The 25,535-nt window shown below is 65.4% G+C and carries 27 protein-coding genes and 2 tRNA genes; all 29 read right to left on the bottom strand.

The features are described from left to right. Positions 1 to 63: 63 nt before the first annotated feature. A complete protein-coding gene (locus NOV21_RS10705) occupies positions 64 to 1,008 on the bottom strand; it encodes a tyrosine-type recombinase/integrase (protein ID WP_283171000.1) in 945 nt (314 codons plus the stop codon). A 4-nt stretch (positions 1,009 to 1,012) separates the two neighbouring features. After that, positions 1,013 to 2,389: a methylenetetrahydrofolate--tRNA-(uracil(54)-C(5))-methyltransferase (FADH(2)-oxidizing) TrmFO gene (gene trmFO / locus NOV21_RS10700; protein ID WP_283171001.1), complete on the bottom strand. Its 1,377-nt coding sequence runs from the start codon at positions 2,387 to 2,389 to the stop codon at positions 1,013 to 1,015. Positions 2,390 to 2,418: 29 nt separating this feature from the next. Beyond that, entirely contained in the window at positions 2,419 to 3,423 is a 1,005-nt protein-coding gene (gene dprA / locus NOV21_RS10695; protein WP_283171002.1) for a DNA-processing protein DprA, read from the bottom strand. Beyond that, positions 3,420 to 4,916, bottom strand: a complete 1,497-nt coding sequence (locus NOV21_RS10690; RefSeq protein WP_283171003.1) for a YifB family Mg chelatase-like AAA ATPase — start codon at positions 4,914 to 4,916, stop codon at positions 3,420 to 3,422. The genes dprA and NOV21_RS10690 overlap by 4 nt, the downstream gene beginning before the upstream one ends. Beyond that, positions 4,913 to 5,476: a YraN family protein gene (locus NOV21_RS10685; protein WP_283171004.1), complete on the bottom strand. Its 564-nt coding sequence runs from the start codon at positions 5,474 to 5,476 to the stop codon at positions 4,913 to 4,915. Before NOV21_RS10685 ends, NOV21_RS10690 begins: the two co-directional genes overlap by 4 nt. 336 nt (positions 5,477 to 5,812) lie before the next feature. Beyond that, on the bottom strand, positions 5,813 to 6,601 hold the full coding sequence (gene rnhB, locus NOV21_RS10680) for a ribonuclease HII (protein ID WP_283171005.1): 789 nt from the start codon (positions 6,599 to 6,601) through the stop codon (positions 5,813 to 5,815). A 49-nt stretch (positions 6,602 to 6,650) separates the two neighbouring features. Continuing rightward, a complete protein-coding gene (gene rplS / locus NOV21_RS10675; protein ID WP_283171006.1) occupies positions 6,651 to 6,995 on the bottom strand; it encodes a 50S ribosomal protein L19 in 345 nt (114 codons plus the stop codon). A 123-nt stretch (positions 6,996 to 7,118) separates the two neighbouring features. Continuing rightward, the gene (locus tag NOV21_RS10670) at positions 7,119 to 7,442 is read right to left on the bottom strand and encodes an AzlD domain-containing protein (protein ID WP_283171007.1); all 324 of its coding nucleotides are present in this window, start codon (positions 7,440 to 7,442) and stop codon (positions 7,119 to 7,121) included. Further along, the gene (locus NOV21_RS10665; RefSeq protein WP_283171008.1) at positions 7,439 to 8,128 is read right to left on the bottom strand and encodes an AzlC family ABC transporter permease; all 690 of its coding nucleotides are present in this window, start codon (positions 8,126 to 8,128) and stop codon (positions 7,439 to 7,441) included. The genes NOV21_RS10670 and NOV21_RS10665 overlap by 4 nt, the downstream gene beginning before the upstream one ends. An 84-nt stretch (positions 8,129 to 8,212) precedes the next feature. Beyond that, the gene (locus tag NOV21_RS10660; protein WP_283171009.1) at positions 8,213 to 8,932 is read right to left on the bottom strand and encodes a zinc ribbon domain-containing protein; all 720 of its coding nucleotides are present in this window, start codon (positions 8,930 to 8,932) and stop codon (positions 8,213 to 8,215) included. A gap of 5 nt (positions 8,933 to 8,937) precedes the next feature. Next, positions 8,938 to 9,795, bottom strand: a complete 858-nt coding sequence (locus tag NOV21_RS10655) for a Nif3-like dinuclear metal center hexameric protein (RefSeq protein WP_283171010.1) — start codon at positions 9,793 to 9,795, stop codon at positions 8,938 to 8,940. Positions 9,796 to 9,877: 82 nt separating this feature from the next. Then, positions 9,878 to 11,080 (bottom strand): cysteine desulfurase family protein, encoded by a 1,203-nt coding sequence (locus NOV21_RS10650; protein WP_283171011.1) that lies wholly within the window; start codon positions 11,078 to 11,080, stop codon positions 9,878 to 9,880. Positions 11,081 to 11,085: 5 nt separating this feature from the next. After that, complete coding sequence (gene rpe, locus NOV21_RS10645) at positions 11,086 to 11,799, bottom strand: ribulose-phosphate 3-epimerase (protein ID WP_283171012.1); 714 nt, start codon at positions 11,797 to 11,799, stop codon at positions 11,086 to 11,088. A 51-nt stretch (positions 11,800 to 11,850) separates the two neighbouring features. Continuing rightward, the gene (locus NOV21_RS10640; RefSeq protein WP_283171013.1) at positions 11,851 to 12,327 is read right to left on the bottom strand and encodes a methylated-DNA--[protein]-cysteine S-methyltransferase; all 477 of its coding nucleotides are present in this window, start codon (positions 12,325 to 12,327) and stop codon (positions 11,851 to 11,853) included. After that, positions 12,320 to 13,324, bottom strand: coding sequence for an NAD(P)H-dependent glycerol-3-phosphate dehydrogenase (locus NOV21_RS10635; RefSeq protein WP_283171014.1), 1,005 nt, complete (start codon positions 13,322 to 13,324; stop codon positions 12,320 to 12,322). The genes NOV21_RS10640 and NOV21_RS10635 overlap by 8 nt, the downstream gene beginning before the upstream one ends. Before the next feature lie 37 nt (positions 13,325 to 13,361). Then, the gene (gene plsY, locus NOV21_RS10630) at positions 13,362 to 13,997 is read right to left on the bottom strand and encodes a glycerol-3-phosphate 1-O-acyltransferase PlsY (RefSeq protein ID WP_283171015.1); all 636 of its coding nucleotides are present in this window, start codon (positions 13,995 to 13,997) and stop codon (positions 13,362 to 13,364) included. Positions 13,998 to 13,999: 2 nt separating this feature from the next. Next, positions 14,000 to 15,313 (bottom strand): ribosome biogenesis GTPase Der, encoded by a 1,314-nt coding sequence (gene der / locus NOV21_RS10625; RefSeq protein WP_283171016.1) that lies wholly within the window; start codon positions 15,311 to 15,313, stop codon positions 14,000 to 14,002. Positions 15,314 to 15,327: 14 nt separating this feature from the next. Beyond that, the gene (gene ispH, locus NOV21_RS10620) at positions 15,328 to 16,167 is read right to left on the bottom strand and encodes a 4-hydroxy-3-methylbut-2-enyl diphosphate reductase (protein WP_283171017.1); all 840 of its coding nucleotides are present in this window, start codon (positions 16,165 to 16,167) and stop codon (positions 15,328 to 15,330) included. Beyond that, positions 16,167 to 16,958, bottom strand: a complete 792-nt coding sequence (locus tag NOV21_RS10615) for a lysophospholipid acyltransferase family protein (RefSeq protein ID WP_283171018.1) — start codon at positions 16,956 to 16,958, stop codon at positions 16,167 to 16,169. Before NOV21_RS10615 ends, ispH begins: the two co-directional genes overlap by 1 nt. Continuing rightward, on the bottom strand, positions 16,952 to 17,629 hold the full coding sequence (gene cmk / locus NOV21_RS10610; RefSeq protein ID WP_283171019.1) for a (d)CMP kinase: 678 nt from the start codon (positions 17,627 to 17,629) through the stop codon (positions 16,952 to 16,954). Before cmk ends, NOV21_RS10615 begins: the two co-directional genes overlap by 7 nt. Continuing rightward, positions 17,626 to 18,951 (bottom strand): 3-phosphoshikimate 1-carboxyvinyltransferase, encoded by a 1,326-nt coding sequence (aroA, locus tag NOV21_RS10605; RefSeq protein WP_283171020.1) that lies wholly within the window; start codon positions 18,949 to 18,951, stop codon positions 17,626 to 17,628. Before aroA ends, cmk begins: the two co-directional genes overlap by 4 nt. Before the next feature lie 190 nt (positions 18,952 to 19,141). Further along, entirely contained in the window at positions 19,142 to 19,891 is a 750-nt protein-coding gene (locus NOV21_RS10600; RefSeq protein ID WP_283171021.1) for a pseudouridine synthase, read from the bottom strand. Then, on the bottom strand, positions 19,891 to 20,616 hold the full coding sequence (gene scpB, locus NOV21_RS10595; protein WP_283171022.1) for an SMC-Scp complex subunit ScpB: 726 nt from the start codon (positions 20,614 to 20,616) through the stop codon (positions 19,891 to 19,893). The genes NOV21_RS10600 and scpB overlap by 1 nt, the downstream gene beginning before the upstream one ends. A 2-nt stretch (positions 20,617 to 20,618) precedes the next feature. Beyond that, entirely contained in the window at positions 20,619 to 21,410 is a 792-nt protein-coding gene (locus NOV21_RS10590; RefSeq protein ID WP_283171023.1) for a segregation and condensation protein A, read from the bottom strand. A 1-nt stretch (position 21,411) separates the two neighbouring features. After that, positions 21,412 to 22,512, bottom strand: a complete 1,101-nt coding sequence (gene trpS, locus NOV21_RS10585; RefSeq protein WP_283171024.1) for a tryptophan--tRNA ligase — start codon at positions 22,510 to 22,512, stop codon at positions 21,412 to 21,414. A gap of 12 nt (positions 22,513 to 22,524) precedes the next feature. Then, positions 22,525 to 23,205: a site-2 protease family protein gene (locus NOV21_RS10580; RefSeq protein WP_283171066.1), complete on the bottom strand. Its 681-nt coding sequence runs from the start codon at positions 23,203 to 23,205 to the stop codon at positions 22,525 to 22,527. A 24-nt stretch (positions 23,206 to 23,229) separates the two neighbouring features. Next, a complete protein-coding gene (locus NOV21_RS10575; RefSeq protein WP_283171025.1) occupies positions 23,230 to 25,278 on the bottom strand; it encodes an ABC-F family ATP-binding cassette domain-containing protein in 2,049 nt (682 codons plus the stop codon). Between the two features lie 65 nt (positions 25,279 to 25,343). Next, positions 25,344 to 25,418 (bottom strand) — tRNA-Val (locus tag NOV21_RS10570). A gap of 5 nt (positions 25,419 to 25,423) precedes the next feature. Then, a tRNA-Asn gene (locus NOV21_RS10565) sits at positions 25,424 to 25,498 on the bottom strand. Positions 25,499 to 25,535 lie beyond the last annotated feature (37 nt).

The raw sequence follows: 25,535 nt of genomic DNA, 5'->3' as shown, positions 1-25,535 counted from the left end.
TGCTTTCTCGATCTTCACTAAACACGTGATGGTAGCACGTTCGTTCGGGCGCGCAAGATTCGCTTATCCGCGGGGATGCGCCTGCGCATGGGCGGATTTCAGCTTCTCGACGCTCAGGTGGGTGTAGATCTGGGTGGTCGAAAGGCTGCTGTGCCCCAGCATCTCCTGGACGCTGCGCAGGTCGGCCCCCCCGTCGAGGACGTCGCTGGCGAAGGTATGGCGCAGGTCGTGAGGCGTGTACACGGCATCGACCCCGGCCCGAACCAACGTCTCGTGGAACATCTTGCGCATTCCATCGGTCCCCCATCTATTCCCACGCGAGCTCACGAAGCAGTACGGGTTCTCGCCGCGCCCGCGGACGAGCTCGGGGCGCGCAACGTCGATGTAGGCGCGCATGCTGTCCAACGCCAGCCGATGGATCGGTATGATCCTCTCCTTGCTCCCCTTGCCGAGCACGCGCACCTCCATCGCGGCGAAATCGATGTCAGCGATGAGCAGGCTCGACGCCTCGGCGATGCGCGCCCCGCAGGCGTAGAGGAATTCGAGCAGCGCCTGGTTCCTCATGTCGAGCGCGGTTTGGGCGCGCGGTTTCCCCTCTTCGTCGGTTCCGCTCCATACCCGCAGGATCCGGGCCATGTCCTCGGGCCCGATCCGATGCGGCAGGGTTCCCCCCCGCTTGAGCGACGCTATCGAGTCGGCGGGGTTCGCCTCCGCATGGCCTGCCTGGATGCACCAGCGGTAGAAGCCGCGGAGGGCTGATATCCGGCGGTTGATCGTCCCCCGCGCATAGCGGGCGGCGTCCAGGTCGGCGAGGTAGCGCCGCAGCTGCCGGTGCGTGGGACCGAGGGGGTCGACGTGCGCGCGCTGCGCCCAGCGGCCGAAATCGCAGAGGTCGAGCCGGTAGTTGCGGACCGTATGCTCCGAGGCGTTCCGCTCGACCTTGAGAGCACGGCAGAATTCCTCGATGAGCGCGGCGAAGCCCCCGTCGATTTCGCAGTCGCCGGACATGGGGCTACCCCACCGCCCGTGCGTAGCGCTCCAGCGCCTGCGTCCCCCGTTCGGCGTAGGCCGCGTAGCGGGCCTGCTTATTGCGGATCGGCGGCTCCAGCGGCGGCATGATGCCAAAGTTGACGTGCATGGGCTGGTAATCGACGGTCGCGGGGTCGGTCGCATAGGCGATCAGCGCCCCGAACGCCGTCTCCCTCGGCAGCGCAGGGGGTCGCATGCCCCGGAGGAGGAAGTCGATCGAGATCGCCGCATGCAAGCCGGAGCGCATCGCCTCGCAATACCCTTCCGTGCCGGAGAGCTGGCCGGCGAGATACACGGGCACGCCGCGGGCGGAGCTGAGGCGCAGGTGCGCATCGAGGATGTGGGGGGCATCGACGAAGGTGTTGCGGTGCATCACCCCGAACCGCGCGAATTCGGCGTGCTCGAGGCCGGGGATCATCCGGAACACCCGTTTCTGCTCCCCGAAGGTCAGGTTGGTCTGGAAGCCCACCAGATTGCAGCTTTGCCCCGCGGCATCCTCCGCCCTCAGCTGAAGCGCTGCCCATGGGCGCCTGCCCGTGGCGGGATCGACGAGCCCCACCGGCTTCAGGGGGCCGAACCGGGGCGCATCGACGCCCTTCCGTGCGATCTCCTCGATCGGTTGGCATGCGTTGAACAGGTCCTTCGTTTCGAAATCGCGTCCGATCACGCGGTCGGCGGCAATCAGCTCGGCGATGAACGACTCGTACTCCTCCTTGGTGAACGGCGCGTTGAGGTAATCGCCCGGGGCATCGCCCCCGTATCGGCTCTGCCGGAAGATCCGCGATTCATCCAATGAGTCCGCCATGACGATGGGGGCAGCGGCGTCGTAGAACGCCAATCCCCTCGAGCCGGTCTTATCCTCGAGCCAGTGCGCCAAAGAATCCCCGGTGAGGGGTCCGGTGGCTATCAGCACCGCGTCCGCGGGGGGCGAGACGCGCTCGTCCCCCGCAGCATCCCGGTAGACGACGCGGCCGTCCTCGCGGACGGAGACCGCCTCCCCGCCCACCCTTCCGATGAGGGGATGCTCTTTCACCAGGCGCGTCACCGATTCCGAGAACCGCATGCGGTCGACGGCGAGCGCGCCTCCCGCCGGCACGCTCGTTGCCCGGGCGCAGGCAAATACGGGCGAACCCAACGTTTCCAGTTCCGCCTTCAGCATGCCGGCAGCGCTTGCGGGCTTCACGCTCTTCAGCGAGTTGGAGCATACCAACTCGGCGCAGAGGCCGGTTTCGTGCACGGCGGTCCGGACGGCGGGCCGCTGCTCGAAAAGGGAGACGCGCACGCCGCGCGCGGCGAGCTGGAGGGCGGCCTCCGACCCGGCGAGGCCGGCGCCGATGATGTGCACCTGTTTCGAATCCATAGCGAGGCTACTATAGCAAACCTCTTCCACTACGCCTTGCAGGGACCGTAACGACCATCGGGATAGCGTGCAATCAGCTTGTCCCGCTCCAACTCAGCCAGGTGGACGTTGATATGCGCCACGGGCTCCTCCTCATGCGGGAGAAGCGGGGGCACGGTCCTGAGGATGTCGTCCATGCGCATGGGATCCGCCAGAAGCGCTTCGAGCAGGACGTCGCGCCGTCGTTCGGGAACATCGGTGAAACGCGCGTACGGATCCCCTGTGCCCGAGGGGGCCTCCTGCTCCGCGATGGGGAAGATCCTACTGAGCGCATCCTCGAACGCCTCCCCGCTCACCACGGGATAGGCGCCTTGATGCATCAGCTGGTTGGAGCCGGCCGACGTCGGGCTCGTGATGGCCCCGGGGACGACCAGCACATCCCTGTTCGCCGCAAGCGCCTCGTCCGCCGTGCTGAACGTCCCCGACGGCAATCCTGCCTCGACGATGAGCACCGCGCGCGCCAGCCCGGCGATCAACCGGTTCCTCTCGCGGAATGTATAGGGGAGGGCCGGGAACGACCACTCGCGCTCCGACACGACGACGCCCCCCGCATCGACGATTTGCTGGAACAACCGGTAATGGCTGGCGGGGTAGATTTGGTCGCACCCCCCGCCCAGGATCGCGACCGTGGGCGTGCCGCAGGCCAGCGCGGCCCGATGCGCGACGCCATCGCACCCCCGCGCTCCCCCCGAGATGATCGCTATGCCGTGCTGGGCGGCGATGGACGCGAATTTCTCCGCGCAGGCCCTTCCATAGGGCGTTGCTCGGCGCGCGCCGACGACGGCAAGCCCCTCGGCCAGCGCCGCTGGATCCCCGATGCAGTACAGCGTGGAAGGAGGGTTGCGCACGAATCCCAGGGATGGAGGGTACCGATCGTCGTCGACGGCGATCTCCGCACGCGGACCCTCGAGCTTCGGGCCGTTATACGGCCGGTAACCCAGACGGGCTTGCTGCGCCCGCCCCTCCTCGACTGTGGGCTCAAGCGACGCGCTCATGCCGCTCCTCCCACCGACGAGCGAACCCTGAGGTTCAACGCCTCGGCGATGTGCGCCTGCCCGACGCGCATGCTCTCCTCCATGTCCGCGATCGTGCGGGCGACGCCCAGCACGCGCATGATCCCCCGCCCGGAAAGCAGATATGCTTCCGCCATGCTTTTGAAGTACCTCGTCGTGGGATCATCCATGCCGCAGAGCGCCATCATCTCGTGCGGGGAGGAGGCCCGCTTGAAGCCTTGATGGCTGGCGCGCTGGAATGCGAACGAGCGGCCCATCTGCACGCCCTCCCGCATCGCCGACGAGCCAAGGCCCATACCGCCCCCGACCACCTCGTCGAAATCGCCGCGCCAGACGTCGAGGCATATGTCGATCCGGTCGATCAAGGGACCGCCGATGCGGTTTTGGTAAGCGCTCACCTGCGTGGCGCTGCAGGTGCAGGCGACCTTCGAATCCCCATAGTACCCGCAGGGGCAGGGATTGCTCGCCGCCACGAGCATGAACCTCGCCGGCATCGAGACGGTGCCCGTCGCGCGGGTGATCGAGATAGACCCTTGCTCGAGGGGCTGGCGGATGGATTGGAGCACCGCTGGGGAGAACTCCGCCAGCTCGTCGAGGAAGAGGACCCCGTTGTGCGCGAGGGAGATCTCCCCCGGCCTCACCGGATTCCCTCCCCCGATCAGGCCGACCATCGTGGAGGAATGATGGGGTGCCCTGAACGGCCGCCTGCCGAGGAAGATTCCCGAGAGGTCCTCTCCGACGATCGAGTGGATGCGGGCGGTTTCGAGCCGTTCGCGCTCAGTCAGCGGAGGCAGTATGCTGGGGAGCCGCGAGGCGAGCATGCTCTTTCCCGAACCGGGAGGCCCCATGAGCAGAACGCCGTGGTTCCCCGTAGCCGCTATCTGCAATGCGCGCTTCGCCGTGGCATGGCCTCCCACATCGGCGAAATCGAGCAGTTCGGTTGCGGGAGGCTCGTCAGAAACGAGGGGGTCCTCGAAACCGCCATCCGAAAACGCCGTCAACGTGTGCGCCGTTCGTATCGGGATATCGCACCACGATGCCAGGTCCTCCCCGCTGGGCGGGCAGATGAGCCCCCTTCCCTGCTGTGCGGCGCATAGCAGGTACGCGAGCATTCCCCGCACCGGCTTGCAGCTCCCTTCGAGCGAAAGCTCCCCCACGATCAGGTTCCCCTCCGCGAACGCACGGGGGACCTGCTGGCTGGCGGCGAGTATCGCTACGGCGATGGGAAGGTCGAATCCCGAGCCCGTTTTCCTGATAAAGCTCGGAGACAGGTTGACGACGACCTTTCCTCGCGGCATATCGAAGCCGCATGCGCGGATGGCAGCCCGTATGCGCTCGCGCGCCTCCTGTATCGCAGCGTCCGGCATGCCGACGATCGAAATGCCCGGTATGCCCTGGGTGATGGCCACCTCCACGTTCACGGGCACCGCATCTACCCCCACGATGGTGGCGCTCTGCACCGTGCATTCCCTCATCGCCGGAAGCCGTCACTCGCGAAGGCGTTCCGATGGAACCGCAGGAAAGCAGAATTAGAACCGGTCACGATGATGGAGATGATGCCGAATTCGATGCCCACGTCAACGGGGATGTCGTGGTCGCGCAGGTAGACCTCCACCAGTATCTCGTAGCGCCTTCTCTTGCGCGCATCGACCGCCTCGGCGGGAAAGCCCCGCTCTTCGGACAGCCGCGTTTTGACCTCGATGAAATGAAGGGCAGCCCCGTCGAAGGCGATGATGTCCGCCTCCCCGTATCGGCAGCGCCAGTTGCGCTCGAGGATGCTGTACCCTTCATGGACGAGAAACGCCGCAGCGGCATCCTCCCCCTTCTCGCCGAGCTCGCTGTTATGCCGCCCGGGGCTGGAGTCATCGACTTTGAAGAACGGCGGGCGCCCGTCCGCTCCCCCCGAGCCCTCATCCTCGAACGTGACGCCGACCTGATGCGATCCGGTCGCATCCCTAAGATGCCTTCCTCCGTTCGCGACGAAGCCCGCCTGGATGGTCTGATCGATGTTGACGGCGATTGAAGATGGATTCATGGTCTTCCCCTTTCATCAGGGATGGACCTTACCCGAGCACGGTCACCGAATGATGCGGGATGGCGTACCCGCGCCACTCGCGCGCCGATAGCGGGGCAATCGCAGGATCATACCGCGACAGGCATCGGACGAGCTGCCGAAGGACGCGCCTCGCCGCAACCATGAGGAGCGGCCGCACCGCTAGGGAAGCACCAATGAATTCCACCTTGGCCGGGGACGGCGGGCTGAGTGCCAAAGCGGCGGAAGCCGAGCGAGCGCAGGCGTGCGCGAACGGGGATCGAGCCCCTCCGACGCCAGCATACCGTCCCCGGGCTGGCGGAATTCACCAGCGGTTCCCTAGAATAGGGCATCTTGAAGAAACGAGGTACAGAACGAGCGTCGGTGGATGGGGGTGAGGCCATGCTCGCGGATGGCAGCCTGGTGCTCCTCGGAACCGTAGCCTTTGTTGCGTTCGAACCCGTATCCGGGGTACTCGCTTGCGAAGCGCACCATGAGGGCGTCCCGCTCGACCTTGGCGATGATGCTGGCGGCACCGATGCTCGCGCAGGTCGCATCGCCCTTGACGACGTTGACTTCCCTCGGGTCGAAACGGAGGGGGTTTCCGTCCAGGAGCACCACATCGGGGATGATTCCCTGCGCCTCGATTTCCCGCACCGCCCGAGAAAAGGCGGTTTTGAGGCAGGCGGTCATGCCGAACTCGTCGATATCGCGCGGGGGGATGTGGACGATGGCGTATGCCGCCGCTTCGAGCCTGATCCGCGCGGCGCATTCCTCGCGGGCCTCCGCGGAAAGCTGCTTCGAGTCGTGTATGCCCTGGATGCGGGGATCCAGGGGGAGGATGACCGCGCCCACGGTGAGCGGCCCGGCGAGGGGACCGCGCCCGACTTCGTCCAGCCCGACGGCCACGCGCCCATCCGCGATCCGCTCCTGCGTCTCGTACATGGCGTCGAGACGGGCCGCCTCGGCCCTCTGCGCATCGATGCGTTTGCGCGCCGTCCGCAGGGCGCCCTGCACCGTCTTGCGCGTGTCGGCCCGCACCGTGCGTTCCAGCACGGCCAGCTCGTCGGCGTCGGCCGCTCTAAGGCGTGCGATGATGTCGGCAGCGGTTTGGAAGTTCTTCGCCATCGGAGGTCGCTCCAAAAAAGAAGGGCCCGTGCGGGCCCCTGAAATCGGCTTAAAACGCCTTTTCCTTGATTTTCGCGGCCTTGCCCACCTTGTCGCGCAGGTAGTACAGCTTCGCGCGGCGGACATCGCCGCGGCGAGTCACCTCGACCTTGTCGATTTTGGGGCTATGTACCGGGAAGGTGCGCTCAACCCCCACGTTGAAGCTGATCTTGCGCACCGTGAAGGTCTCGCGGTTGCTCGCGCCATGACGCCTGATGACATCGCCCTGGAACACCTGGATACGCTCGCGGTTGCCCTCGGTGATGCGGTAGTGGACCTTCACCGTGTCGCCCACATTGAAATCAGGGAGGTCCTGCTTGATCTGCTGCTGTTCGATAGCGCGAATGATGTCCATCTTCGTTCCTTCTATAATCGATCCGAAACCGGGCGGGCTTCGTATTTGACGCGATTGAGAAGTATAACGCCCTCCGTTCGCTCCTGCAAGGAGAACAACCGATTGTGGAGGAACAGTGGCAACCTACAGCATGAGAAGCAAGGCGTAGGCGACAACGCCCGTGAGCGCGCACCAGATGAGCGATTTCGTCGTGCGGGCGACCGCGAGCACGATGGCGGCGGCGACAAGCGGGAGCAGCCCGGGCCACAGGCCCGCATCGAGCATGCCGGGAGAGAGGAGGTCGTTGGCGACCAGGGCAGCGAACGCGGCGGGCGGGATGAGGTTGAGCGCATCCTGGACCCCCTGCGAGAGCTCGCGGCCCTTCAACACGAAGATCGGCAGGCACCGGCAGGCGAGCATGGTGAGGAACGAGAGCCCGTACACCACGAGGAAATCGGCCGTGCTCATGAGGCGCGCACCGCCTTGAACGCCAATCCGGCGACGACGCCCGCGATCGCGCCCAACAGGATCGCGGGGCCGGCCAGGCCGATGCTCTTGCACATGAAAACGCCGAGAGCGGAGACGATGATCACCACGATGTTGACCGCGCTCGCCTTCTGCGCGGCGAGCAGGCAGATGAAGATCGACGTCATGGCGAACGACGCGATCGCGGTGGGGATGGCGATGGCCCCGCCCACGAGCACCCCGATCGCGTTGGCGAGCGCCCACGTCGTCATGCACATGACGTTCACCATCGTCGATTCGGCGGCCGACCACCCGGAATCCTCTTGGAATTTAGCCATGTTGACGCCGAACGACTCATCGGTCACCGTGCCGCTGAAGAGCAGGGTCGCCCGCTTCCTGACGTGGGTGAAGAAGCGCGAGAACGCGGCGGAATAGAGGATTTGCCGCGTGTTGACGAACGAGACGCTGGCGACGATCGCGCCGATCGGCTGGCCGGCGAGCCACATGCTGGGAACCATGAACTGGCCGGCACCCGAGTAGAAGGTCATGCTCACCACGAAGGCCATCAGCGCATCCATGCCGATCTGATGCTCCATGATCCCGCAGGGGATCCCTATGCCGACATAGCCGGCCATGACCGGCAATGCGACGCGGAGCGCCCGGGAGGCTTGTTGCTTTCTGGATGCCATAGCTCATGCATTGTAGCCGTTCCCCCGCCGCGGGGAATCGGCTCCAAAGAATTTCCGACAGGTGAATCGGCCCGCCTCCCCGCCCTATTCGACGATGAGGATCCGCCCGCAATGCGGGCAGGTGGACAGCGGCGCCTCGCGCCTGATTTGGAGCAGGCGATTCTCCTCGATGACGTTCCTGCACGCCCCGCACCTGCCTTCCTCGAGCAGCGCGATCCCGATGCCGCCATGGAGCCGTGCGGCATCGCGATACCATGCAAGAAGGTTGCGCGGCAGGTCGGAGGCGACGCGCAAGGCGGCTTGGCCCTCATCCTCCATGATGCGCTTCAATTCAACGGCCTTCTCGCCGTAGGAATCCGAAAGCTTCGCCTCCTGCGCGGAAAGCTGCTCGAGCGCCGCGGCGACCTTCGACGCAAGGACGGAGATCTCATCGAGCTTGCCCATGATGTTCGTCGACTCGAACTCGAGCGTTTCACGGCGCTTCGCGATGCCCTCGAGGTCGCGCGTGAGCGAGTTGACGCTTCGATAGTCGCCCTGAAGCTCGTCGATCTTCGCCTGCGTCTCCTTCTGGCGCTCGACGAGCTGGGCGTCCTCGTCGCCGATATGCTCCAACGCTTCGTCTTGCCGTTGCCTCAACGTCTCTATCTGGTCGAATTTCGCCTGAACCGCCTCCCTCTTCGACCGGACGGCCGCGATCTTCGCCGGCTGCGGCAAATTCTCCAATGCGAGCTTCGCGCGGAGCCTCCGGCGGTCGTGCTCTTGAAGCTGCTGGAGGAGGGAAATCTGTTCGGGAGTGGCTTCCATGCCGCCTACTTTCTCAAAAGATCCGGTGTGGCCCAGTTCGAATTCTGATCGAGCACCGCGATCGCGCTCTCCGGAAAGCCCGCATCGCGAAGGGAGGATGCGAGGACGCCGCACAGGGGCAACTCGCTCACATCATGCCCCAGCTCCACGATGACGAGCCCGGCCTCTGCGGCGTCGAGGGCATCGTGGTAGCGCACCTCCCCGCAGACGAGCGCATCGTAGCCGCTGGCCACGCAGATGCGGGCAAGTCCCGACTGGGATCCCGTGCACGTCACGGCCGTGCGGATGCGCGCCTCCGCATCGCCCCATATCCGCGGTTGCCTGCCGAACACGCGAAGCGCGCGAGCGGCTAGTTCGCCGGCAGTCATGCCCGCAGCTGCGGGGATGTCGCAGAGCTGCCCGTATCCGTGGCCGTTGCGAGGCACGCGGACGTCGACGATGCCGCGCAGTTCCAACCCCAGCATCCCCGGCAGGACGGCCGCCGCCTCCTCGCTCGCATCGAGGGCGGTGTGGAAGTTCATCAGGGCGACCCCTGTGCGGACCGCCTCCCAGACGACGGTGCCCGGGCCGAATGCGCCGGGACCCGCCGGGGAGATGCGCGCAGGCGGATCGAGGTATGCCGGATGATGCGTCACCAGGACGTTCGCCCCGAGCCGCACGGCACTGCGGACGGCTCGGACGGTCGCGTCGAGGGCGACGGCGACACCCGCGGCGGGACTGGAGGGATCCCCCACCAGAAGGCCGGTCCGATCCCACTCCTCCGCCTCATCGGAGGGGAACCGCCTCAGCAAAACGGCCTCAAGCGCGCCGACCGTCCAGCCGGCGATCCCGGATCGCCCCTCGGGGGCGCTATCGGCCCGCATCTCCGATCCGCATTGATTTGGAATCCTGCAAGGGATCTCTGGATTCGATGCTTGCATCCCTTTCCGCCTTTCCCGGAGAACCTCACGCCTGCCAGGCGATGACCCGTTCGAAGAGTTCGAGCGCCCGGTCGATTTCGGCTTCGATCGTCCCCCGGCCCAAGCTGAATCGCAGACTGCACAGCGCCGTGTCGCGATCGATCCCCAACGCCTTCAGGACGCGGCTCGGCTCAAGCGAATGGGAGCTGCAGGCGCTTCCCCCGGACACGGCAACGCCGAGGTGGTCGAAGCGCAAGATCAGCGTCTCGCTCTCCAGGCCGCGCACGCACACGTTGACGATGTTGGGGAGGAACCCCTCAGATCCGGCAGGGCAGTCGACCGTCGGACGCACCTGCGGAAAGGCCGCCAGGCGCTCGTACAGTTTATCGCGCAGCGCCATCAGGCGAGCTGATTCCCGTCTCACCTGGTTGGAATCTGAGGCGACCGCCCGTGCGGCGGCGGCGAACCCGACCATGCCGACGACGTTCTGGGTGCCGCCCCGCCTGCCGCCCTCCTGGCCCCCGCCGCTCATGAGGGGCGTGAACGGCGCACCCGACCTCAGCACGAGTGCGCCCACCCCCTTCGGCCCTCCGATCTTATGGGAGGACAGGCTCAGCGCATCGACGCCGAGCCCGCGGAAATCGACGGGGAGTTTCCCCAGAGCCTGCGTCGCGTCGGTGTGCACCAGCGCCCCGCACGCCTTCGCAGCCTTCGCGATGTCGGCAACGGGCTGGATGCTGCCCACCTCGTTGTTCGCCATCATGATGCTCACGAGCACCGTCTCCGGCCCGAGCGCCTCCCGAACGTCGTCGAGCGACACGAACCCGCCGCCGTCGACCGGGAGGACGTCCACCGCAAAGCCGAACCGCTCCAACGACAGGGCGGCGTTCAGGACGGCATCGTGCTCGATGCTGCATGTGACGATGCGCGGATGCTCGACAGGTTTCCCAGCTTGGGCGCGGCTCGCCCTCGCTGCGAGGGCGAGCCCGAAGATCGCCTCGTTGTCGGATTCGGTCGCCCCGCTCGTGAAGACGATTTCATCAGGCCGCGCCCCCACGCAGCGTGCAAGCTGCGCCCGGGCGTCCTCCATGGCGGCGAACGCCGTCCTGCCTTCCATATGCAGGCTGTTCGCGTTCGCGTTCACCGCGATGTTGCCCTCGACGGTCTGGAACGGGAGCATGGCAGCGGCTGCTTCGGGGCATAAGGGTGCCGTGGCCGCCCAATCCAGGTAGATCCGGCCCTTCTCCATCGCAGTCACGCTTCCTTCGCCGCAGAGCGGGATCGCTCGGCGGAACATCTGATGCCCTCGATGGCCGCCGCCCGGTCATCCGCCTTGAAAATCCCGTTTCCGGCGACGATGACGTCCGCGCCCTGCGCTCCAACGTACGCCGCCGTCGTCGCGTTCATCCCCCCGTCGACTTGGATGAGGGGGGCTGTACCCGCCGCCCGCGCCAGAGCGGCGACCCGCCCGACGCGCTCAGCGCTTTCCGGGATGTAGCTTTGCCCGGAGAATCCAGGGAACACGCTCATGACCAGCACCATGTCCCATGCGTCGATCGTGGGGGCCAGAACGTCCACGGGGGTATCCGGCTTCAGCGCGATGCCGGCCTTCGACCCTGCCTCGTGGACGATGCGCACCACCTCGCGCGCATCGTCCACGGCCGATGCGCCATCGCGGCCCAGTGCCTCCCAATGGACGGTGACCACGGCGGGCTTGCACGTGAGGAACCACGGGAGCTGCACCAAGGGGTTCGAGATCATCAAATGGACGTCCAACGGGATGCGCGCGATGGAGGCGAGCTGGCTTTCCACCGGGACGCCGATGGTGAGATTCGGCACGAAATGGCCGTCCATGACGTCGACGTGCAGCCAGTCGGCCCCCGCCTCCTCGCAGCTTCGAACCTCTCGCTCGAGATTCATGAAATCGGACGAAAGTATGGAGGGCGAAATGCGTATGCGATCGAACACGGAGGCCTTTCTTCTCGCTCGTATGCGGTTGTAGCCTCGATTGTAGCCGTTTTAGGAGGAGCGCTGCTCCAATGCGAGCAGCAACCGCTTGAGTTCCACACCGCCTGCATAGCCGGTGAGGCTGCCGTTGCTGCCCACCACGCGATGGCAGGGGACGAGGAGGGGCAGCGGATTGGCGTTGCATGCGAGGCCGACGGCGCGGAACGCCGTCGGCCTGCCAATGGAGGCCGCCACGTCGGCGTACGAACGCGTCTGCCCGTAGGGAATCGCCGCGATGCAGCGCCAAACAGCCCGTTGGAATTCGGTTCCCCGCGCCTGCATGGGGATATCGAACACCTTGCGCTTCCCGGAGAGGTACTCGTGGATCTGGTTGACGGCCCGGTTGCTGAGCTCGGACGGGCGGCGCTCACCTTCGGCGGGCTCGCGTGCGCCGAAGGATACGCGTGAGACCGCCCCCTCCCGGCAGGAGATGGTGAGCACCCCTATCGACGTGGGGTAGGAATAATACGAGGGCGCTTCCCTACTCAAGGCCGTAGAACTCCCGGTTCAAGGGGCGGGAAGCCAGGGCTTCCCCCGCCTCCTGCGGATCCGCGCCCTCCCAGATGACGTCGTGCACGACCTGGGCGATGGGAAGCTCGACGCCCACCCTTTCCGCGAGGGGCAGAATCGTCTGCGCCGCCAAGGCGCCTTCGACCACCATATGCGTCTCATCCTGGAACTCCTTGAGCGTTCCGCCGCGGGCGATCATCTCCCCGAACCGGCGGTTGCGGGAGTGCTGCGAGGTGCAGGTGACAACGAGGTCCCCCATGCCCGCAAGCCCCATGCACGTTATCGCTTCCCCTCCCAACGCATTGGTGAGGCGGCTCATCTCGGCGAGCCCGCGCGTCATGAGAAGGGCCGCCGTGTTATCGCCCATGCCGAGCCCGTAGCTCAAGCCCACCGCGATCGCCATGACGTTCTTGGCTGCGGCGCACACCTCCACACCGACCACGTCGGTGCTGGCATACGTTCGAAAATGCGGGGCGGCGAAGACCTCCTGCAAAAATGACGCGACCTCGGAGCTTGTGCTGGCGATCACGCTCGCGCTGTACTCCCCCGATATGACCTCCTCGGCGTGGTTCGGGCCGGAGAGCACGGCAAATCGGTCGGCATCGCCCATCTCCTGCTCGAAGATCTGCGTCGCTAGAAAGCCGCTCTTCGCCTCGATGCCCTTGCTGCAGATGACAACCGGGATGTCCGAGGGCGTGCACCGCGCCAGCGCGCGCGCCGTGCCGCGCAGCAGGTTCGAGGGGGTGACGACAGCGACTGCGCTGGCATTCGCCAGGCAATCCTCGTACGCGACCGTCGCCACGACATTGCGCGAGAGCTCGATATCGGAGAAGTACCGTGGGTTCACGTGGTCGCAGTTGATGGACGACACCACGTCCGGTCGACGGGCCCATATGAGGACGTTATGCCCTTGCCGCCCAAGGAGCTGGGCAAGCGCCGTGCCCCACGAACCCGCGCCGATGATTCCGATTTTCATTCCAACCACCTATTCCGCAATCATGCGAACAACAACCCTACTGTCCGATTTTCCTTTCCGTGCGGGAGATGAGCCGCGAGAGGTTCTCCCGATGCGCCCATACCACTGTGAGCGCCGCCGCCGTGCAGAGGATCCACGCCGGCAGGTCGCCCCAGAAATAATAAGCCGCGAAGAGGGGGCAGAGCGCCGCGGCGGCGAGCGAGCCCGCTGAGACGTACTTGGTCAGCATAACGACGACGATGAAGGAGGCGAGCTCGAGCAGGGCCCCCACCGGCCCGAATGTGGCGAACAGGCAGCCGACGGCGACGGCGATGCCCTTGCCGCCCTTGAAGCCGAGCCAAGGACAGAAGATATGCCCCCAGATGCAGCAAGCGAACGCGACGGCGAGGAAATCCCCAACCGTCAGACCGCCATCTCCGTCAGCGAGCGCCGCGCCCGCGATCAGCCAAGCCACCGCGCCCGAAAGGACGCCCTTGAGGAAATCCAGGGCGAACACCGCGTACCCGCCCTTCTTCCCCAGGGCGCGGATCGCGTTGGTCGTGCCGATGTTGCCCGACCCCACCGTCCTTATGTCGGTATGGTAGAACAGCTTCCCCACGACGATCCCATTCGGAATCGAGCCGAGGACGAATGCGATTGCAGCCGCGGCGATGAGCGCAATGTGGGGAAGCAAGATCAGTCCCTCCGCTTGAATTTGATCCGGATCGGAGTGCCCGTGAAGTCGAATCGCTGGCGCAGGCGCCCCTCGAGGTACCTCTCGTACTGGTCGGTCACGATCTCGGGATGGTTGGCGAAGAAGGTGAACTGAGGCGGCCTCCCGGCGGTTTGCGTGACGAATTTCAGCTTCAGCTGCTTCTTGCCCCGGCTGATCGTATGGCCGAACTCCCGCAGATCGCCCAACCAGGTGTTGAGTGCGTTGGTGGACACCGTGCGGCTGTATCCCTCGAACGCCGTGTCGATATGCTCCCATATCTTGCCGGTGTTCTTCCCCGTCAGAGCGGACACGGCGATGACCGGCGCATAGCCGATGAAATGCAGCTTCTCCTCCACTTGGTCGCGGACGGCCTGCTTCGCGTCCGGTCCCTCGACCGCGTCCCACTTGTTCAGCACCGTGACGATGGCGCAGCCCTTCTCCGCAGCGATCCCGGCGACGCGCTGGTCCTGATCCGTCACGCCGAGCGTGCCATCGATGATCAGGAGCGCGACATCGGCGCGGTCGATGGCGCGCATGCTGCGGACGAACCCGTAGTATTCGACGCTGTGGTCGATCTGGCTCTTCCGCCGCATGCCGGCGGTGTCCACCAGCCGATAGGCCTTCCCATCGTGGCGCACCACCGTGTCGATGGCGTCGCGCGTGGTCCCCGACACGTCCGAGACGATCGAGCGCTCGTCGCCGGAGAGCATGTTCAGAAGGCTGCTCTTCCCAGCGTTCGGCCGCCCGATGATCGCCACGTTGACCTCGTCCCCGTCGTCCTCGTCGCGCAAGGGGATCTGGTCCAGCTCGGCCACCAGGGCGTCGAGCAGGTCTCCGGTCCCGATCCCGTGGATGGAGCTGATCGGCCAGGGATCGCCCAGCCCCAGGCTGTAGAACTCGTACGCTGCGCTCTGGTCGGCGGGGTTGTCGAGCTTGTTGACGGCAAGGAGCACCGGGGTGCCGCCTTTGCGCAGGATGCGCGCGACTGCCTCGTCATCCGCATTGATGCCGGTCTTGCCATCGACGAGGAAGATGATGACGTCGCATTCCTGGGCCGCTTCGAACGCCTGCCCCCGTATGGAGGATTGGAAGCGGTCGTCGCCGCCCATCTCGATGCCGCCGGTGTCGATCAGGGTGAAATCGCGTCCGTTCCAATCTGCCTCGTGATAGCTGCGATCGCGCGTGACGCCGCGCATATGATGGACGATGGCATCGTCGTTCCCGGAGATGCGGTTCACGAACGTGGATTTCCCCACATTCGGACGTCCGACGACCGCCACAAGATGATGGGCCATGGCTACCTTCTTAATTACCAACGTTCCAATTGAGCGATGACAGAATCTATCATATCTTCGGGGGTGGAGGCCCCGGCCGTGATGCCAACCGACGAGACCCCCTTGAAATCTTCGCGCTTGAGCTCGTCGGGGGTTTCGATATGGAAGGCCTTCGGAGCGGCGGCGGCGCAGATCTCGTAGAGCCTGGTGGTGTTCGAGCTGTTGTGGCCGCCGATAACCACCATCGCGTCCACCGTGCGGGCGAGGTCCTCCGCCGCCTGCTGGCGGTCGCGCGTGGCGTTGCATATCGTGTCCTGGACCTCGGGGTCGATGCCGCGATTGCGCAGGGCTGCAAGCACCTCGTTCAGCACCGCCCTGCGCTGCGTGGTTTGCACGACGACGCCGACGGGCTCGTCGATGCGCTCGGGAAGGTCGTCTGCCGAGGCGACGACGAGCACCCTGCCCCGCCCGGCCGCCTCGGCCCAGGCCCTGAGCCCCTCGACCTCCGGATGGCTTCGCTCCCCGACGACGATGACGGTCCGCCCCGCGCGGGCAAGCTCGTGCGCGGCATTCTGCGCGCGCAGCACATGCGGGCACGTCGCATCCACGACCGAGCAGCCCTTTCCATCCACCTGCGCTTTCACCTGCGGCGTCACTCCATGGCTGCGGATGATGACGCTATCGGCGGTGACATCGTCCGGGCCGTCGGCGACGGTGACGCCCCGCCGTTGCAGGCGGGCGACGACTTGGGGGTTGTGGATCAGCGGTCCGAGCGTCTGGACGCTGCCGGCGGATTCCGACGCCTCCATGGCCAGGTTCAAAGCGCGCTGCACGCCATAGCAGGCTCCCGCGCAATCGGCTTTCACGATGTTCATCAGACCTGCCCCTCCCCCAGCATGCGCCCGGCGAACACGGGAGCGTAGTCCTTGGAGTCGGGGAAGAGCGCCGCCATATCGACGTCTTCCGGGGCGCAGCCTTCCTGCAGGGCGAAGGATTCGCGCATAACGTACCACACGCATGCCTCGAGCCGCTCCTCCTTGGGAAGGAAGTCGAACCATTTCACAAACACCGGCTTACCGAAGAACACGTGGACCGTGGGCCACCGGAAGAAGAGCCGGCCCTTCTCCTTCACCTTGTCGGAGTTGCGCGCGCAGGCGGGGATCAGGGGCGCCTTGCCCATGCGGGCGATCAGCGCGGCGCCGGCGTGCAGCGTGGGCGGCGTGTCCGTTTTCCCGCGGCGCGTGCCCTCGGGGAAGATGCATACGATCTCCTTGTTCCTCAGCATGCCCGCCGCGCGCTTTATCGCCGTGCGATCGGCGGAGTCCCGCGTCACGGGGAAGGCGGCGCACCGCGCCATGAGCTGGGCGATGAGCCGATTCTTCTTGAACAATGTGTCCCGCGCCATCATGCGGCCCCATTGGGTGGGGCGGATCGCGCACCATATGAACGAGACGTCGAGGAACGAATGGTGCGTTGCGGCGACCACGCCCCCGGAAACCCCCTGCAGGTTCCTGACGTTCTCGATTCCGTGCACGCGATAGCGCGTGATGATCTTCTGCACGAGCGTCACGAGGATCCAGAGGATGTTGCCGCACCAGTGGGGGATCTCGTTCTCCTTGTTCTCGCCGCCGATGGGACGGTCGAACATCTCCTCCGGTGCTAGCATGCGGCGGCCCCTTGCGCCATGGCGCAGATCTGATCGACGACCTCGTCGGCGGGCATCTCGCTCGAGTCCACGATCAGCGCATCGCCCGCGGCGCGCAGGGGGGCGGCCGAACGGGAGGAGTCGCGGTCGTCGCGCTGCTTGAGGTCCTCGAGGACCTCGGCCAAATCGATGCTGCCGATTCCGCGCTGCCTGTTCTGCTCGACGCGGCGCCGCGCGCGCTCCTCGTCGCTTGCTGTGAGGAACACCTTCACCTCGGCATCGGGGAACACCACCGTTCCGATGTCGCGTCCTTCGACCACGTAGTTCCCGGAGCGCCCGATGCGCTGCTGCTGCCGCGTCAGGGCCTCGCGCACTTCCGGATGGGATGAGACCGAGGACACCGCTCGATCGATAGCTGCGGTGCGGATGGCGTCGGTGACGTCGGCGCTGCCGATGCTCACGCGCTGCGGCAGGCCCGGCCCCTTGGGAACGGCGAATGCGATCTCATGCGTGCGGGCCACCGCCCCGAGCGCGGCCCCGTCATCGAGCGAGACGCCATCCTGCAGCGCCCGCCATGCGACGGCGCGGTACATCGCGCCCGTGTCCAAACTCGCAAACCCCAAACGCTGCGCCACGGCCTTCGAAACCGTCGACTTTCCCGCACCCGAAGGTCCGTCAATCGCAATTATCATCGAGCAAGCTCCTCCATCGTTTTCAAAAAACCGGGAAAGCTGATAGTAACGCAGTCGAAGTCATTCACCAAGACGGGCGTATCATGGCACAATCCGGCAAGCGCCCAGGTCATAGCCAGGCGATGATCGTTATGGGAATCGAAGACCACGTTGTCGGGGACGGTGAAATCGGGGTCGCCCTCCACAAAGAAATCGTCTCCGTGGGTCCATGAGGAGATGCCCAGCCGGTCGAGCCCCTCGACGGTCGCCTCGAGACGGTCGGTTTCCTTCACCCGCAGCTCGCCCGTCTGGCGGAACACCGTCACACCCCGAGCATGGGCGGCGACCAGAGAAAGCACGGGGATCTCGTCGATGACGCTCGCGATGTACTGGGGCGGGATCTCGCACCCGACCAGGTCGCCGCCATAGCAGGCGCCGATGATCCCGAAAGGCTCCTTGCCCGCTTTCCCCGTGCGCTTGATGGACACGCTCGCACCCATGCGCTCGAGCGTGCGCGTGAATCCGATCCGTGCGGGATTGAGGGAAACGTTCTCGATCTGCACCGCGCTCCCTTTCCTCATCAGCGCCGCGCAGACGATGAAGGCCGCGCTGCTCGGGTCGCCCGGAACGCGGATCTCGCAGGCGCGGAGCGTGCAAGGTCCGGCGACGCTTGCGGTCCGGTCGCTCGCCGTGGTTATCGCGCCGAACTCCGGGAGCATGAGCTCGGTGTGGTTGCGCGAGATCGCAGGCTCGTTGATCGTCGTGGTGCCGTGGGCGCCCAGGCCGGCGAGCAGGACCGCGGTCTTCAGCTGCGCCGATGCCATCGGGGAATCGTATTTCAATGGCTTGAGCTCGCGCGAGCCGATCTCGGTGATGGGCAGATGCTCCTTCCCCGCAGGGTCGAACGACGCCCCCATCTTCATCAAGGGCGCCGTTATCCGCCTCATCGGGCGCTTGCGCAGGGACTCGTCCCCGGTGAGCGTGACGCGTATGGGCCATGGGGCCAGCGCCCCCATGAGCAGCCGCGCAGTCGTGCCCGAGTTCCCGCAATCGATGGGATCGGCGGGCTGCACGGGCCCGTCGGACCCCCACCCGGTGATTCCTCCCGAAAGGCTTCCGTCAAGCTGCTTCTCGAGCGCGACCTCCGCGCCGAGCTGCTGGATGGCGGTGATGCTCCTGCGCACGTCGTCCGAGTCGAGGACGCCGGAGATGCGCGAGGTCCCTTGCGCCATCGCGCTGAAGAGCACGGCGCGATGGGAGATGGATTTGTCGCCCGGGACGCGAATGGACCCGTTCAACGCATGGGGCAGAGGGTTGATCTGTGTACAGGACGAAGTTTCCACGACGTGCTCCTTCGGACGCAGGGGACGGCAGCAAGGCAACGGGGTGATAGGCTGGCCGTCATTGCAACCAGGCTCATTTTATCATGCGGAATGGGGGATGGACGAAGGACGCGCACCGCGGGCCCGCGCTCGGGGATGCGCAGGCTCCCCCGGCGGCGGAACGCGGCAACGCGGCCCGCCCCCGCCACCGTCATCGGGCGATGCCAGCGGCGTCGTGGAGGGCGGATACCTCGCGCTCCGTGAGCATCCGCCATCCCCCCGGCTCCAAATCGCCCAATTCGACCGGGCCGAACCGTATCCTCTGCAGCGCGGTGACCGGATGCCCGATGGTTTTGCACATGTCGCGCACCTGATGGTAATGGCCCTCGTGTATCGTTATCTCGAGCACGGAGGAACGCCGCCCGTGCGAGCGGACCTCCACCTCGGCCGGCGAGGCGATGTAGTCGTGCCGCTCCGTCTCGATGTGGACGCCCCGCCTGAGTATCGAGAGGGCACGCCCGTCGAGTACCCCCTGCACGTGCGCGACGTAGGTCTTGGCAACCTCCTTGCTCGGATGGAGCAGGCCGTTGCACAGGTCGCCATCGGTCGTGAACAGCAGCAGGCCGCTCGTGTTGAGATCCAGACGGCCCACGTGCACCAAGCTGGGGGAGTCGGCGACGGGCACGAGCTCGCTCGCGCAGTGCTTCCGCTCGTCGGACATGGCGGAGAGGAAGCCCGTCGGCTTATGCAGGGCGAGCGTGACGAGCGGGGCGTCCAGCGCGAGGACGATCCCGTCGAGGGCGACCTCATCGACGTCGGGGTCCACCTTGACGCCCATCGCATCGACGATTGCGCCGTTGACCGCCACCCTTCCGGCGGCGATGAGCCGCTCGGCATCGCGCCGGCTGTGGCCCGAACCGGCGCGGGACAGGAAACGCTGCAAGCGCATCGGTTCGGCCATCACTCCTCGAACTCCAAATCGTCGAAGTCGATCTTATCCACCACGCCGGAGGCCGTCGAGAGCGCGTCGGAAAGCGCTCGCTGCATCGGGAGAGCCTCCGCGTCTTCGCCCGCCTCGGCATGCTCGTCCCGAACGGGCGGGATAAACCCCTTTGCCGCGCTGAGCCGCGTCCGGATGATATCGCGCGTCTGATCGTCGGGGGCGAATTCCTCCAGGGGCGGCAGGTCGGCAGTCGAGCGCAGCCCGAATCTCTCCAGGAACGCCTTCGAGGTGGCGTAGAGGATGGGGTTTCCCGGGGAATCGGCTTGCCCCGCCTCCCTGATCAGGCCCTTTTCAAGCAATGAGTTCACCGAGCTATCGGAATTGACGCCGCGGACGTTCGCGATGCCCCCGCGCGTGACAGGCTGGGCATACGCGACGATGGCGAGCACCTCGAGCGCTGCTTGCGAGAGCTTGCGCGTGTCCCACGAAAGCACGTAGCTTTCAAGGAGCCCGTGGTACCGGGGACTCGTCGCCAGCCTCCAGCCGCCGGCGACTTCGGTGAGGATGATGCCGCCATCCTGCTCGAGCAACCGTTCGCGAAGATCGGAGCACGCCTGCAGCACGTCAGCGGGATCGGCATGGAGCATGTCCGCCATGGTAATCGCGCTCACCGGCGCGTCGGTGACGAAGAGCATCGCCTCGATTGCGCCTGCGAGATCCGCTTCGGACAAACCTTCGAACATCCCTACTCCTCCGCGCTCGATATCGCATTGCCGCCCTCGAATGAAAGAGGCCCCGAACCTTCGATATAGTCCAGCTGGATATCCCCGAAGGGTTCCGGCTGGGAAAGCCTTATCATCCCCCGCTTGTATAGCTCAAGTACCGCCAGGAAGGAGACGACCACGAGCGGTGCGGGAGTGCGCGCGCCGACCAGCGAGCTGAAGGCGAGGTGCTTGGCGCTCTGCACCCGGGCGTGGATGCCCCGCACATGCACCTCCACCGGGATGGGCTTCGCCGCGATATGGTCGCTGTCGAGGAGGAACGGGTCCACATGCCCCAGGACCCGGGCGGCGAGGAATCCCATCGAATGCGCAGTCTGGCCTTCGAGGTAGTCGGGAACGAGGGAGAGGAGGCTCGCATCCGGCCCCACCGTGCGGCGATGGAGCCGCGCCTCCGCCTCGCCGCGCACACGGAGGTCGGCCGCCGCGTTCTTGAATTGTTTATAGCGGATCAGGCGTTGGACCAGCTGGTCGCGCGCCTCCGACGGCGAGAGCTCCTCGAGTTCTTCATCCTCCTCGGCATGCTCCCTGCTCGGCAGAAGGCTCGCTGCCTTGATCTCCAGCAATGTGGAGGCCACCAACAGGAAATCGCTCGCAACGTCCAGGTCGAACAGGCGCATCGCCGACATCTCCGCAAGGTACTGGTCGGCGATCTCCGCAATGCTCACCGAGCCGATATCGACCCGTTGCCGCCCGACCAGATAGAGAAGCAGGTCGAAGGGGCCTTCGAAATTCTCTGTGCGAACCCGGAACGACACGCTACTTTCCTGCTGCGAAGCGCTCGGATTGCTCGGCGATCAGCGCCGCGTCGTTGAAGTAGTCGATCCGCATGGCGTGCTTCATCTCGGAGAGCGTCTGCGCGGCGACGCCGCGGGCGGCCTCGCACCCCGCGCCGAGCATGTCGTACAGTGCCGGGATGTCCCGCTCAAGCTCGTGCCGGCGGGCGCGGATGGGCGACAGCGTCTCCTCGAGCACGTTGTTCAGGAACTTCTTGCACTTCACATCCCCCAAGCCGCCGTGGCGGTACCGGTCCTTCAGCTCGGCGAGATTCGCATACTCCGGCCAGTACTCGGCGAAATGCTCCGGCGTGCTGAAGGCGTCCAGGTAGGTGAACACGGCGTTGCCCTCGACCTTGCCCGGATCGCTCACCTTCAGGTGCCCGGGATCGGTGTACATGCTCTTGATTTTGGCGGCGACGTCCTCTGCCGGGTCGGAAAGGTAGATGCCGTTCCCCAGGCTCTTGCTCATCTTGGCCTTGCCGTCGATGCCGGGAAGGCGCTTGGCGGCCTCCCCCTGGGGAATCAGCGCCTCGGGCTCGACCAGCACCTCCCCGTAGATGCGGTTGAAGCTTCGCACGATCTCGCGCGTCTGCTCGAGCATGGGCAGCTGGTCTTCGCCCACCGGCACCGTCGTCGCCTTGAAGGCGGTGATATCGCTCGCCTGGCTGATGGGGTACGTGAAGAACCCGACGGGGATGTCGGCGTTGAACCCGCGCATCTTGATCTCGCTTTTCACCGTGGGGTTGCGCTGCACGCGGGCAACGGTGACGAGGTTCATGAAATACGCGGTCATCTCGTACAGTTCGGGCACCTGGGATTGGATGAAGACCGTGGTCTTCGCAGGGTCGATGCCGCACGAGAGGTAGTCGAGCACGACCTCGATGATGTTCTGCCGCACCTTCTCGGGGTTGTCGGCGTTGTCCGTGAGCGCCTGCGCGTCCGCCACCATGATGAAGATCCGGTCGAAGTCGCCGGAGTCCTGCAGCCTCACGCGCTCGCGCAGACTGCCCACGTAGTGCCCCAGATGAAGGCGGCCCGTGGGGCGGTCGCCGGTGAGGATGATCTTTTCTTGCTGTGCCATGACGCTGCCCTCTTACGAGATCTTGAATGGGAACAGGAGATTCGCGAGATTGCCCGCGAAGAAATTCATGTAAAGGGATATCGGATCGACCGGGAAGATATACGGCACGACGAAAAGCAGGACCAGCAGCATCGGCATCGCGTAGCGCTGGATGCGGTAGTAGCCGGGCAGATGCCTTTCGGGGAGCAGGAACGCGAATATGCTGCTGCCGTCCAGGGGCGGGATGGGAAGCAGGTTGAAAAACATCAAATACAGGTTGATGAGCGTGAAATAAGGAAGGAACAGCAGGTAGAAATACGCGAACGCATCGTTTGAGAACCCCTGCGCCGCCAGAGGGTAGAGCGCATGGGCGAGCCCGGCCCCCACGAGGGCCATCACGAGGTTCGCCGCCGGCCCCGCCAGCCCCACGATCAGATCGCCTTTGCGCTTATCCTTGAAGTAGCGCGGGTTGTAGGGCACCGGTTTCGCGTACCCGAACACGGGGGCATGCGCCATCATCAGAAGCAAAGGCAGCACGATGGTGCCGAACGGATCGACATGCGCCAGCGGGTTGACGGTGAGCCGTCCGGCATCCTTGGCGGTCGGGTCCCCCAGCTTGTACGCGGCGAAGCCGTGGCTCACCTCGTGGAGCACGATGGCGGGAACGAACGCGAAGATGATGCAGAGATAATATGCGATGGTTTGCGTGGTCATAGCTAGCAAGTATACCCGAAGCCCTCAGGCTTCCTCCTGTTGGCGCGCCAACTCCGCCTCAAGCTCCTCATTCAGCCGAAGCCACTCCCCTTCGCCGGCCTCCATGCGGGCCTTCAGCTTCGCATGCTCGGCGATGATGTCGGAGCTTTCCGATTCGTTGGTGTAGAAGGAGGGGTCGGCCAGCAGGGAGAGGATCTCGTCCATGCGATTTTCGTCCGTCTTCATCTGCGCCTCCAACTGGGCGATCCGCCTCCGATGGTCCTTCAGCGTGCTATACGCGCGGTTGCGGGCCTCCGCCTCCCGACGCTTCTGCTCCTTCGATTTCGGGGCGCTGCCTTTCGGCGCGGTCAGGCTCTCGGAGGATTTCCCATGCCTGCGCACCGTGACCTTCGACCCCGACCCCTTGCCCCTTCCCTCCGACTTCGCCTGGGAGGAGGCATGGCTTTCGGACAATTTCGCACCGGTGACGGACGGATCGTCCTCTTGGCCCGTCTTGTAGAGGTAGTAGTCGTAGTCGCCGTCGAATACGGTGAGCTTGCCGGGAAGGACCTCCACGATGCGGTTTGCCACGCCGCGGATCAGGTGCCGGTCGTGCGTGATGAGCAATATCGTCCCCTCGAATGCGGAAAGCGCCTGCTCGAGCACGTCGGCGCTCTGGATGTCCAGATGGTTGGTGGGCTCGTCCAGGCACAGCAACGGCCTGGGTGCGACGAGCATCTTCGCAAGGGCGAGGCGGCTCTTCTCGCCGCCCGAGAGCACTCCCACCTTTTTGTCCACGTCGTCGTTGCGGAAAAGGAAAGCGCCCAGCAGGGTGCGCACCTGGCTGATGGACCATCCGGGGGCCGCATGGTCGAGCTCCTCGAACACCGTGTTGCCCGTATGGAGCTCTTCCAGCTGGTGCTGCGCATAGTAGGTCACGTCGACGTTCGAACCGTAGGAAACCGACCCGTCGTCGGGCGCGAGGACGCCCGCCACCATCTTCAGGAGCGTCGATTTGCCCGAGCCGTTCGGCCCGACCAGGGCGATCTTCTGCCCCCGGTACAACGTCAGGTTCAAATCGTCGTAGACCGTATGCTCGCCGAAGGATTTCCGGACATCGCGCAGATCGACCACCATATCGCCCGTGCGGGGCGGCTGGCGGAAGTTGAAATGGACGGTCTTGCGCTCCTCGGGAACCTGGATACGCTCGATCTTCTCCAGCTTCCGCACCCGGTCCTGGACCTGCTTCGCCTTGGTCGCCTTGTAGCGGAAGCGCTCGATGAATGCCTCCATATGGGCGATCTCGTCCGCCTGCTTTTCGGCCCGAGCGCGCAAAAGCGAGAGCCTCTCCTCCCGCTGCAGCAGATAGGAACTGTAATTGCCCTTGTAGAGGCGCACCGTGCCCAGGTCGATCTCCGCGACCCGATCGACCATGTTGTCCATGAAGGCTCGGTCGTGCGACACGACGATGACGGTACCTGCGTAGCCCCGCAAAAATCCCTCGAGCCATTTGACGCTCTCCAAGTCGAGATGGTTCGTCGGCTCGTCGAGCATGAGCACGTCGGGGTTGCGCACGAGGAGCTTGGCCAGCGCGATGCGCATCTGCCAACCGCCCGAGTAATCCGCGGTGCGCTTCTGCATATCGTCCTCGCCGAACCCGAGGCCGAACAGCACGCTGCGGACCTTTGATTGGAGGGAATATCCGCCCAGCGCCTCGTAGGCGTCGCGTGCGCGGCCCGCCGCGGCGAGCTGCGCATCGGTTGGGGTTTCCCCCAAGCCAGCCTCGAGGCGCGCAAGGCGCCTCTCCGCCTCCAGCACCTCGTGCTGGCTGCTGAGAACCTCCTCGAAGAGCGGGTTATCGCCCATTTCGATGGCCTCCTGCTCGAGGTAGCCCACCGTGGTGCCCTTCGCGAGCAGGACGCGGCCCTCGTCGGGTTCGTCTTCGCCGCTGATGATGTTGAGGAGCGTTGTCTTGCCCGCCCCGTTCGGGCCGACCAGGGCAAGCCGGTCATACGACTCGAGCTTGAACGTCACATCCGAGAACAGCGTGCGCGCGCCGTAGGATTTGGCGATATGCTCGAGCTGGATGATCATCGAAGCCTCCCCGGAATGAGCCCGTACATGAAAACAGCCCGACCGCGCGGTCGGGCTGATCGTTCTGGTGGGCGTTACAGGGTTTGAACCTGTGACCTCTTCCGTGTGAAGGAAGCGCGCTCCCGCTGCGCCAAACGCCCAAAAATGGCTCCCCGGGTAGGATTCGAACCTACAACCCTCCGGTTAACAGCCGGATGCTCTGCCGTTGAGCTACCGAGGAATCTACGCTTTTCAACGCAAGTGGTTAGTATAGCTGA

The sequence above is a fragment of the Curtanaerobium respiraculi genome (assembly GCF_024609215.1).
GTDB lineage: Bacteria > Actinomycetota > Coriobacteriia > Coriobacteriales > Eggerthellaceae > Curtanaerobium > Curtanaerobium respiraculi.
Note: the sequence above shows the minus strand (reverse complement) of the source record. Positions and strands in the feature narration are given on the sequence as shown.

Excerpts from the sequence above, each read along its gene's own strand:
- NOV21_RS10705 (WP_283171000.1), bottom strand. The coding sequence starts at position 1,008 with ATGTCCGGCGACTGCGAAATCGACGGGGGCTTCGCCGCGCTCATCGAG.
- trmFO (WP_283171001.1), bottom strand. The coding sequence starts at position 2,389 with ATGGATTCGAAACAGGTGCACATCATCGGCGCCGGCCTCGCCGGGTCG.
- dprA (WP_283171002.1), bottom strand. The coding sequence starts at position 3,423 with ATGAGCGCGTCGCTTGAGCCCACAGTCGAGGAGGGGCGGGCGCAGCAA.
- NOV21_RS10690 (WP_283171003.1), bottom strand. The coding sequence starts at position 4,916 with ATGAGGGAATGCACGGTGCAGAGCGCCACCATCGTGGGGGTAGATGCG.
- NOV21_RS10685 (WP_283171004.1), bottom strand. The coding sequence starts at position 5,476 with ATGAATCCATCTTCAATCGCCGTCAACATCGATCAGACCATCCAGGCG.
- rnhB (WP_283171005.1), bottom strand. The coding sequence starts at position 6,601 with ATGGCGAAGAACTTCCAAACCGCTGCCGACATCATCGCACGCCTTAGA.
- rplS (WP_283171006.1), bottom strand. The coding sequence starts at position 6,995 with ATGGACATCATTCGCGCTATCGAACAGCAGCAGATCAAGCAGGACCTC.
- NOV21_RS10670 (WP_283171007.1), bottom strand. The coding sequence starts at position 7,442 with ATGAGCACGGCCGATTTCCTCGTGGTGTACGGGCTCTCGTTCCTCACC.
- NOV21_RS10665 (WP_283171008.1), bottom strand. The coding sequence starts at position 8,128 with ATGGCATCCAGAAAGCAACAAGCCTCCCGGGCGCTCCGCGTCGCATTG.
- NOV21_RS10660 (WP_283171009.1), bottom strand. The coding sequence starts at position 8,932 with ATGGAAGCCACTCCCGAACAGATTTCCCTCCTCCAGCAGCTTCAAGAG.
- NOV21_RS10655 (WP_283171010.1), bottom strand. The coding sequence starts at position 9,795 with ATGCGGGCCGATAGCGCCCCCGAGGGGCGATCCGGGATCGCCGGCTGG.
- NOV21_RS10650 (WP_283171011.1), bottom strand. The coding sequence starts at position 11,080 with ATGGAGAAGGGCCGGATCTACCTGGATTGGGCGGCCACGGCACCCTTA.
- NOV21_RS10635 (WP_283171014.1), bottom strand. The coding sequence starts at position 13,324 with ATGAAAATCGGAATCATCGGCGCGGGTTCGTGGGGCACGGCGCTTGCC.
- der (WP_283171016.1), bottom strand. The coding sequence starts at position 15,313 with ATGGCCCATCATCTTGTGGCGGTCGTCGGACGTCCGAATGTGGGGAAA.
- ispH (WP_283171017.1), bottom strand. The coding sequence starts at position 16,167 with ATGAACATCGTGAAAGCCGATTGCGCGGGAGCCTGCTATGGCGTGCAG.
- NOV21_RS10615 (WP_283171018.1), bottom strand. The coding sequence starts at position 16,958 with ATGCTAGCACCGGAGGAGATGTTCGACCGTCCCATCGGCGGCGAGAAC.
- cmk (WP_283171019.1), bottom strand. The coding sequence starts at position 17,629 with ATGATAATTGCGATTGACGGACCTTCGGGTGCGGGAAAGTCGACGGTT.
- NOV21_RS10600 (WP_283171021.1), bottom strand. The coding sequence starts at position 19,891 with ATGGCCGAACCGATGCGCTTGCAGCGTTTCCTGTCCCGCGCCGGTTCG.
- scpB (WP_283171022.1), bottom strand. The coding sequence starts at position 20,616 with ATGTTCGAAGGTTTGTCCGAAGCGGATCTCGCAGGCGCAATCGAGGCG.
- trpS (WP_283171024.1), bottom strand. The coding sequence starts at position 22,512 with ATGGCACAGCAAGAAAAGATCATCCTCACCGGCGACCGCCCCACGGGC.
- NOV21_RS10580 (WP_283171066.1), bottom strand. The coding sequence starts at position 23,205 with ATGACCACGCAAACCATCGCATATTATCTCTGCATCATCTTCGCGTTC.
- NOV21_RS10575 (WP_283171025.1), bottom strand. The coding sequence starts at position 25,278 with ATGATCATCCAGCTCGAGCATATCGCCAAATCCTACGGCGCGCGCACG.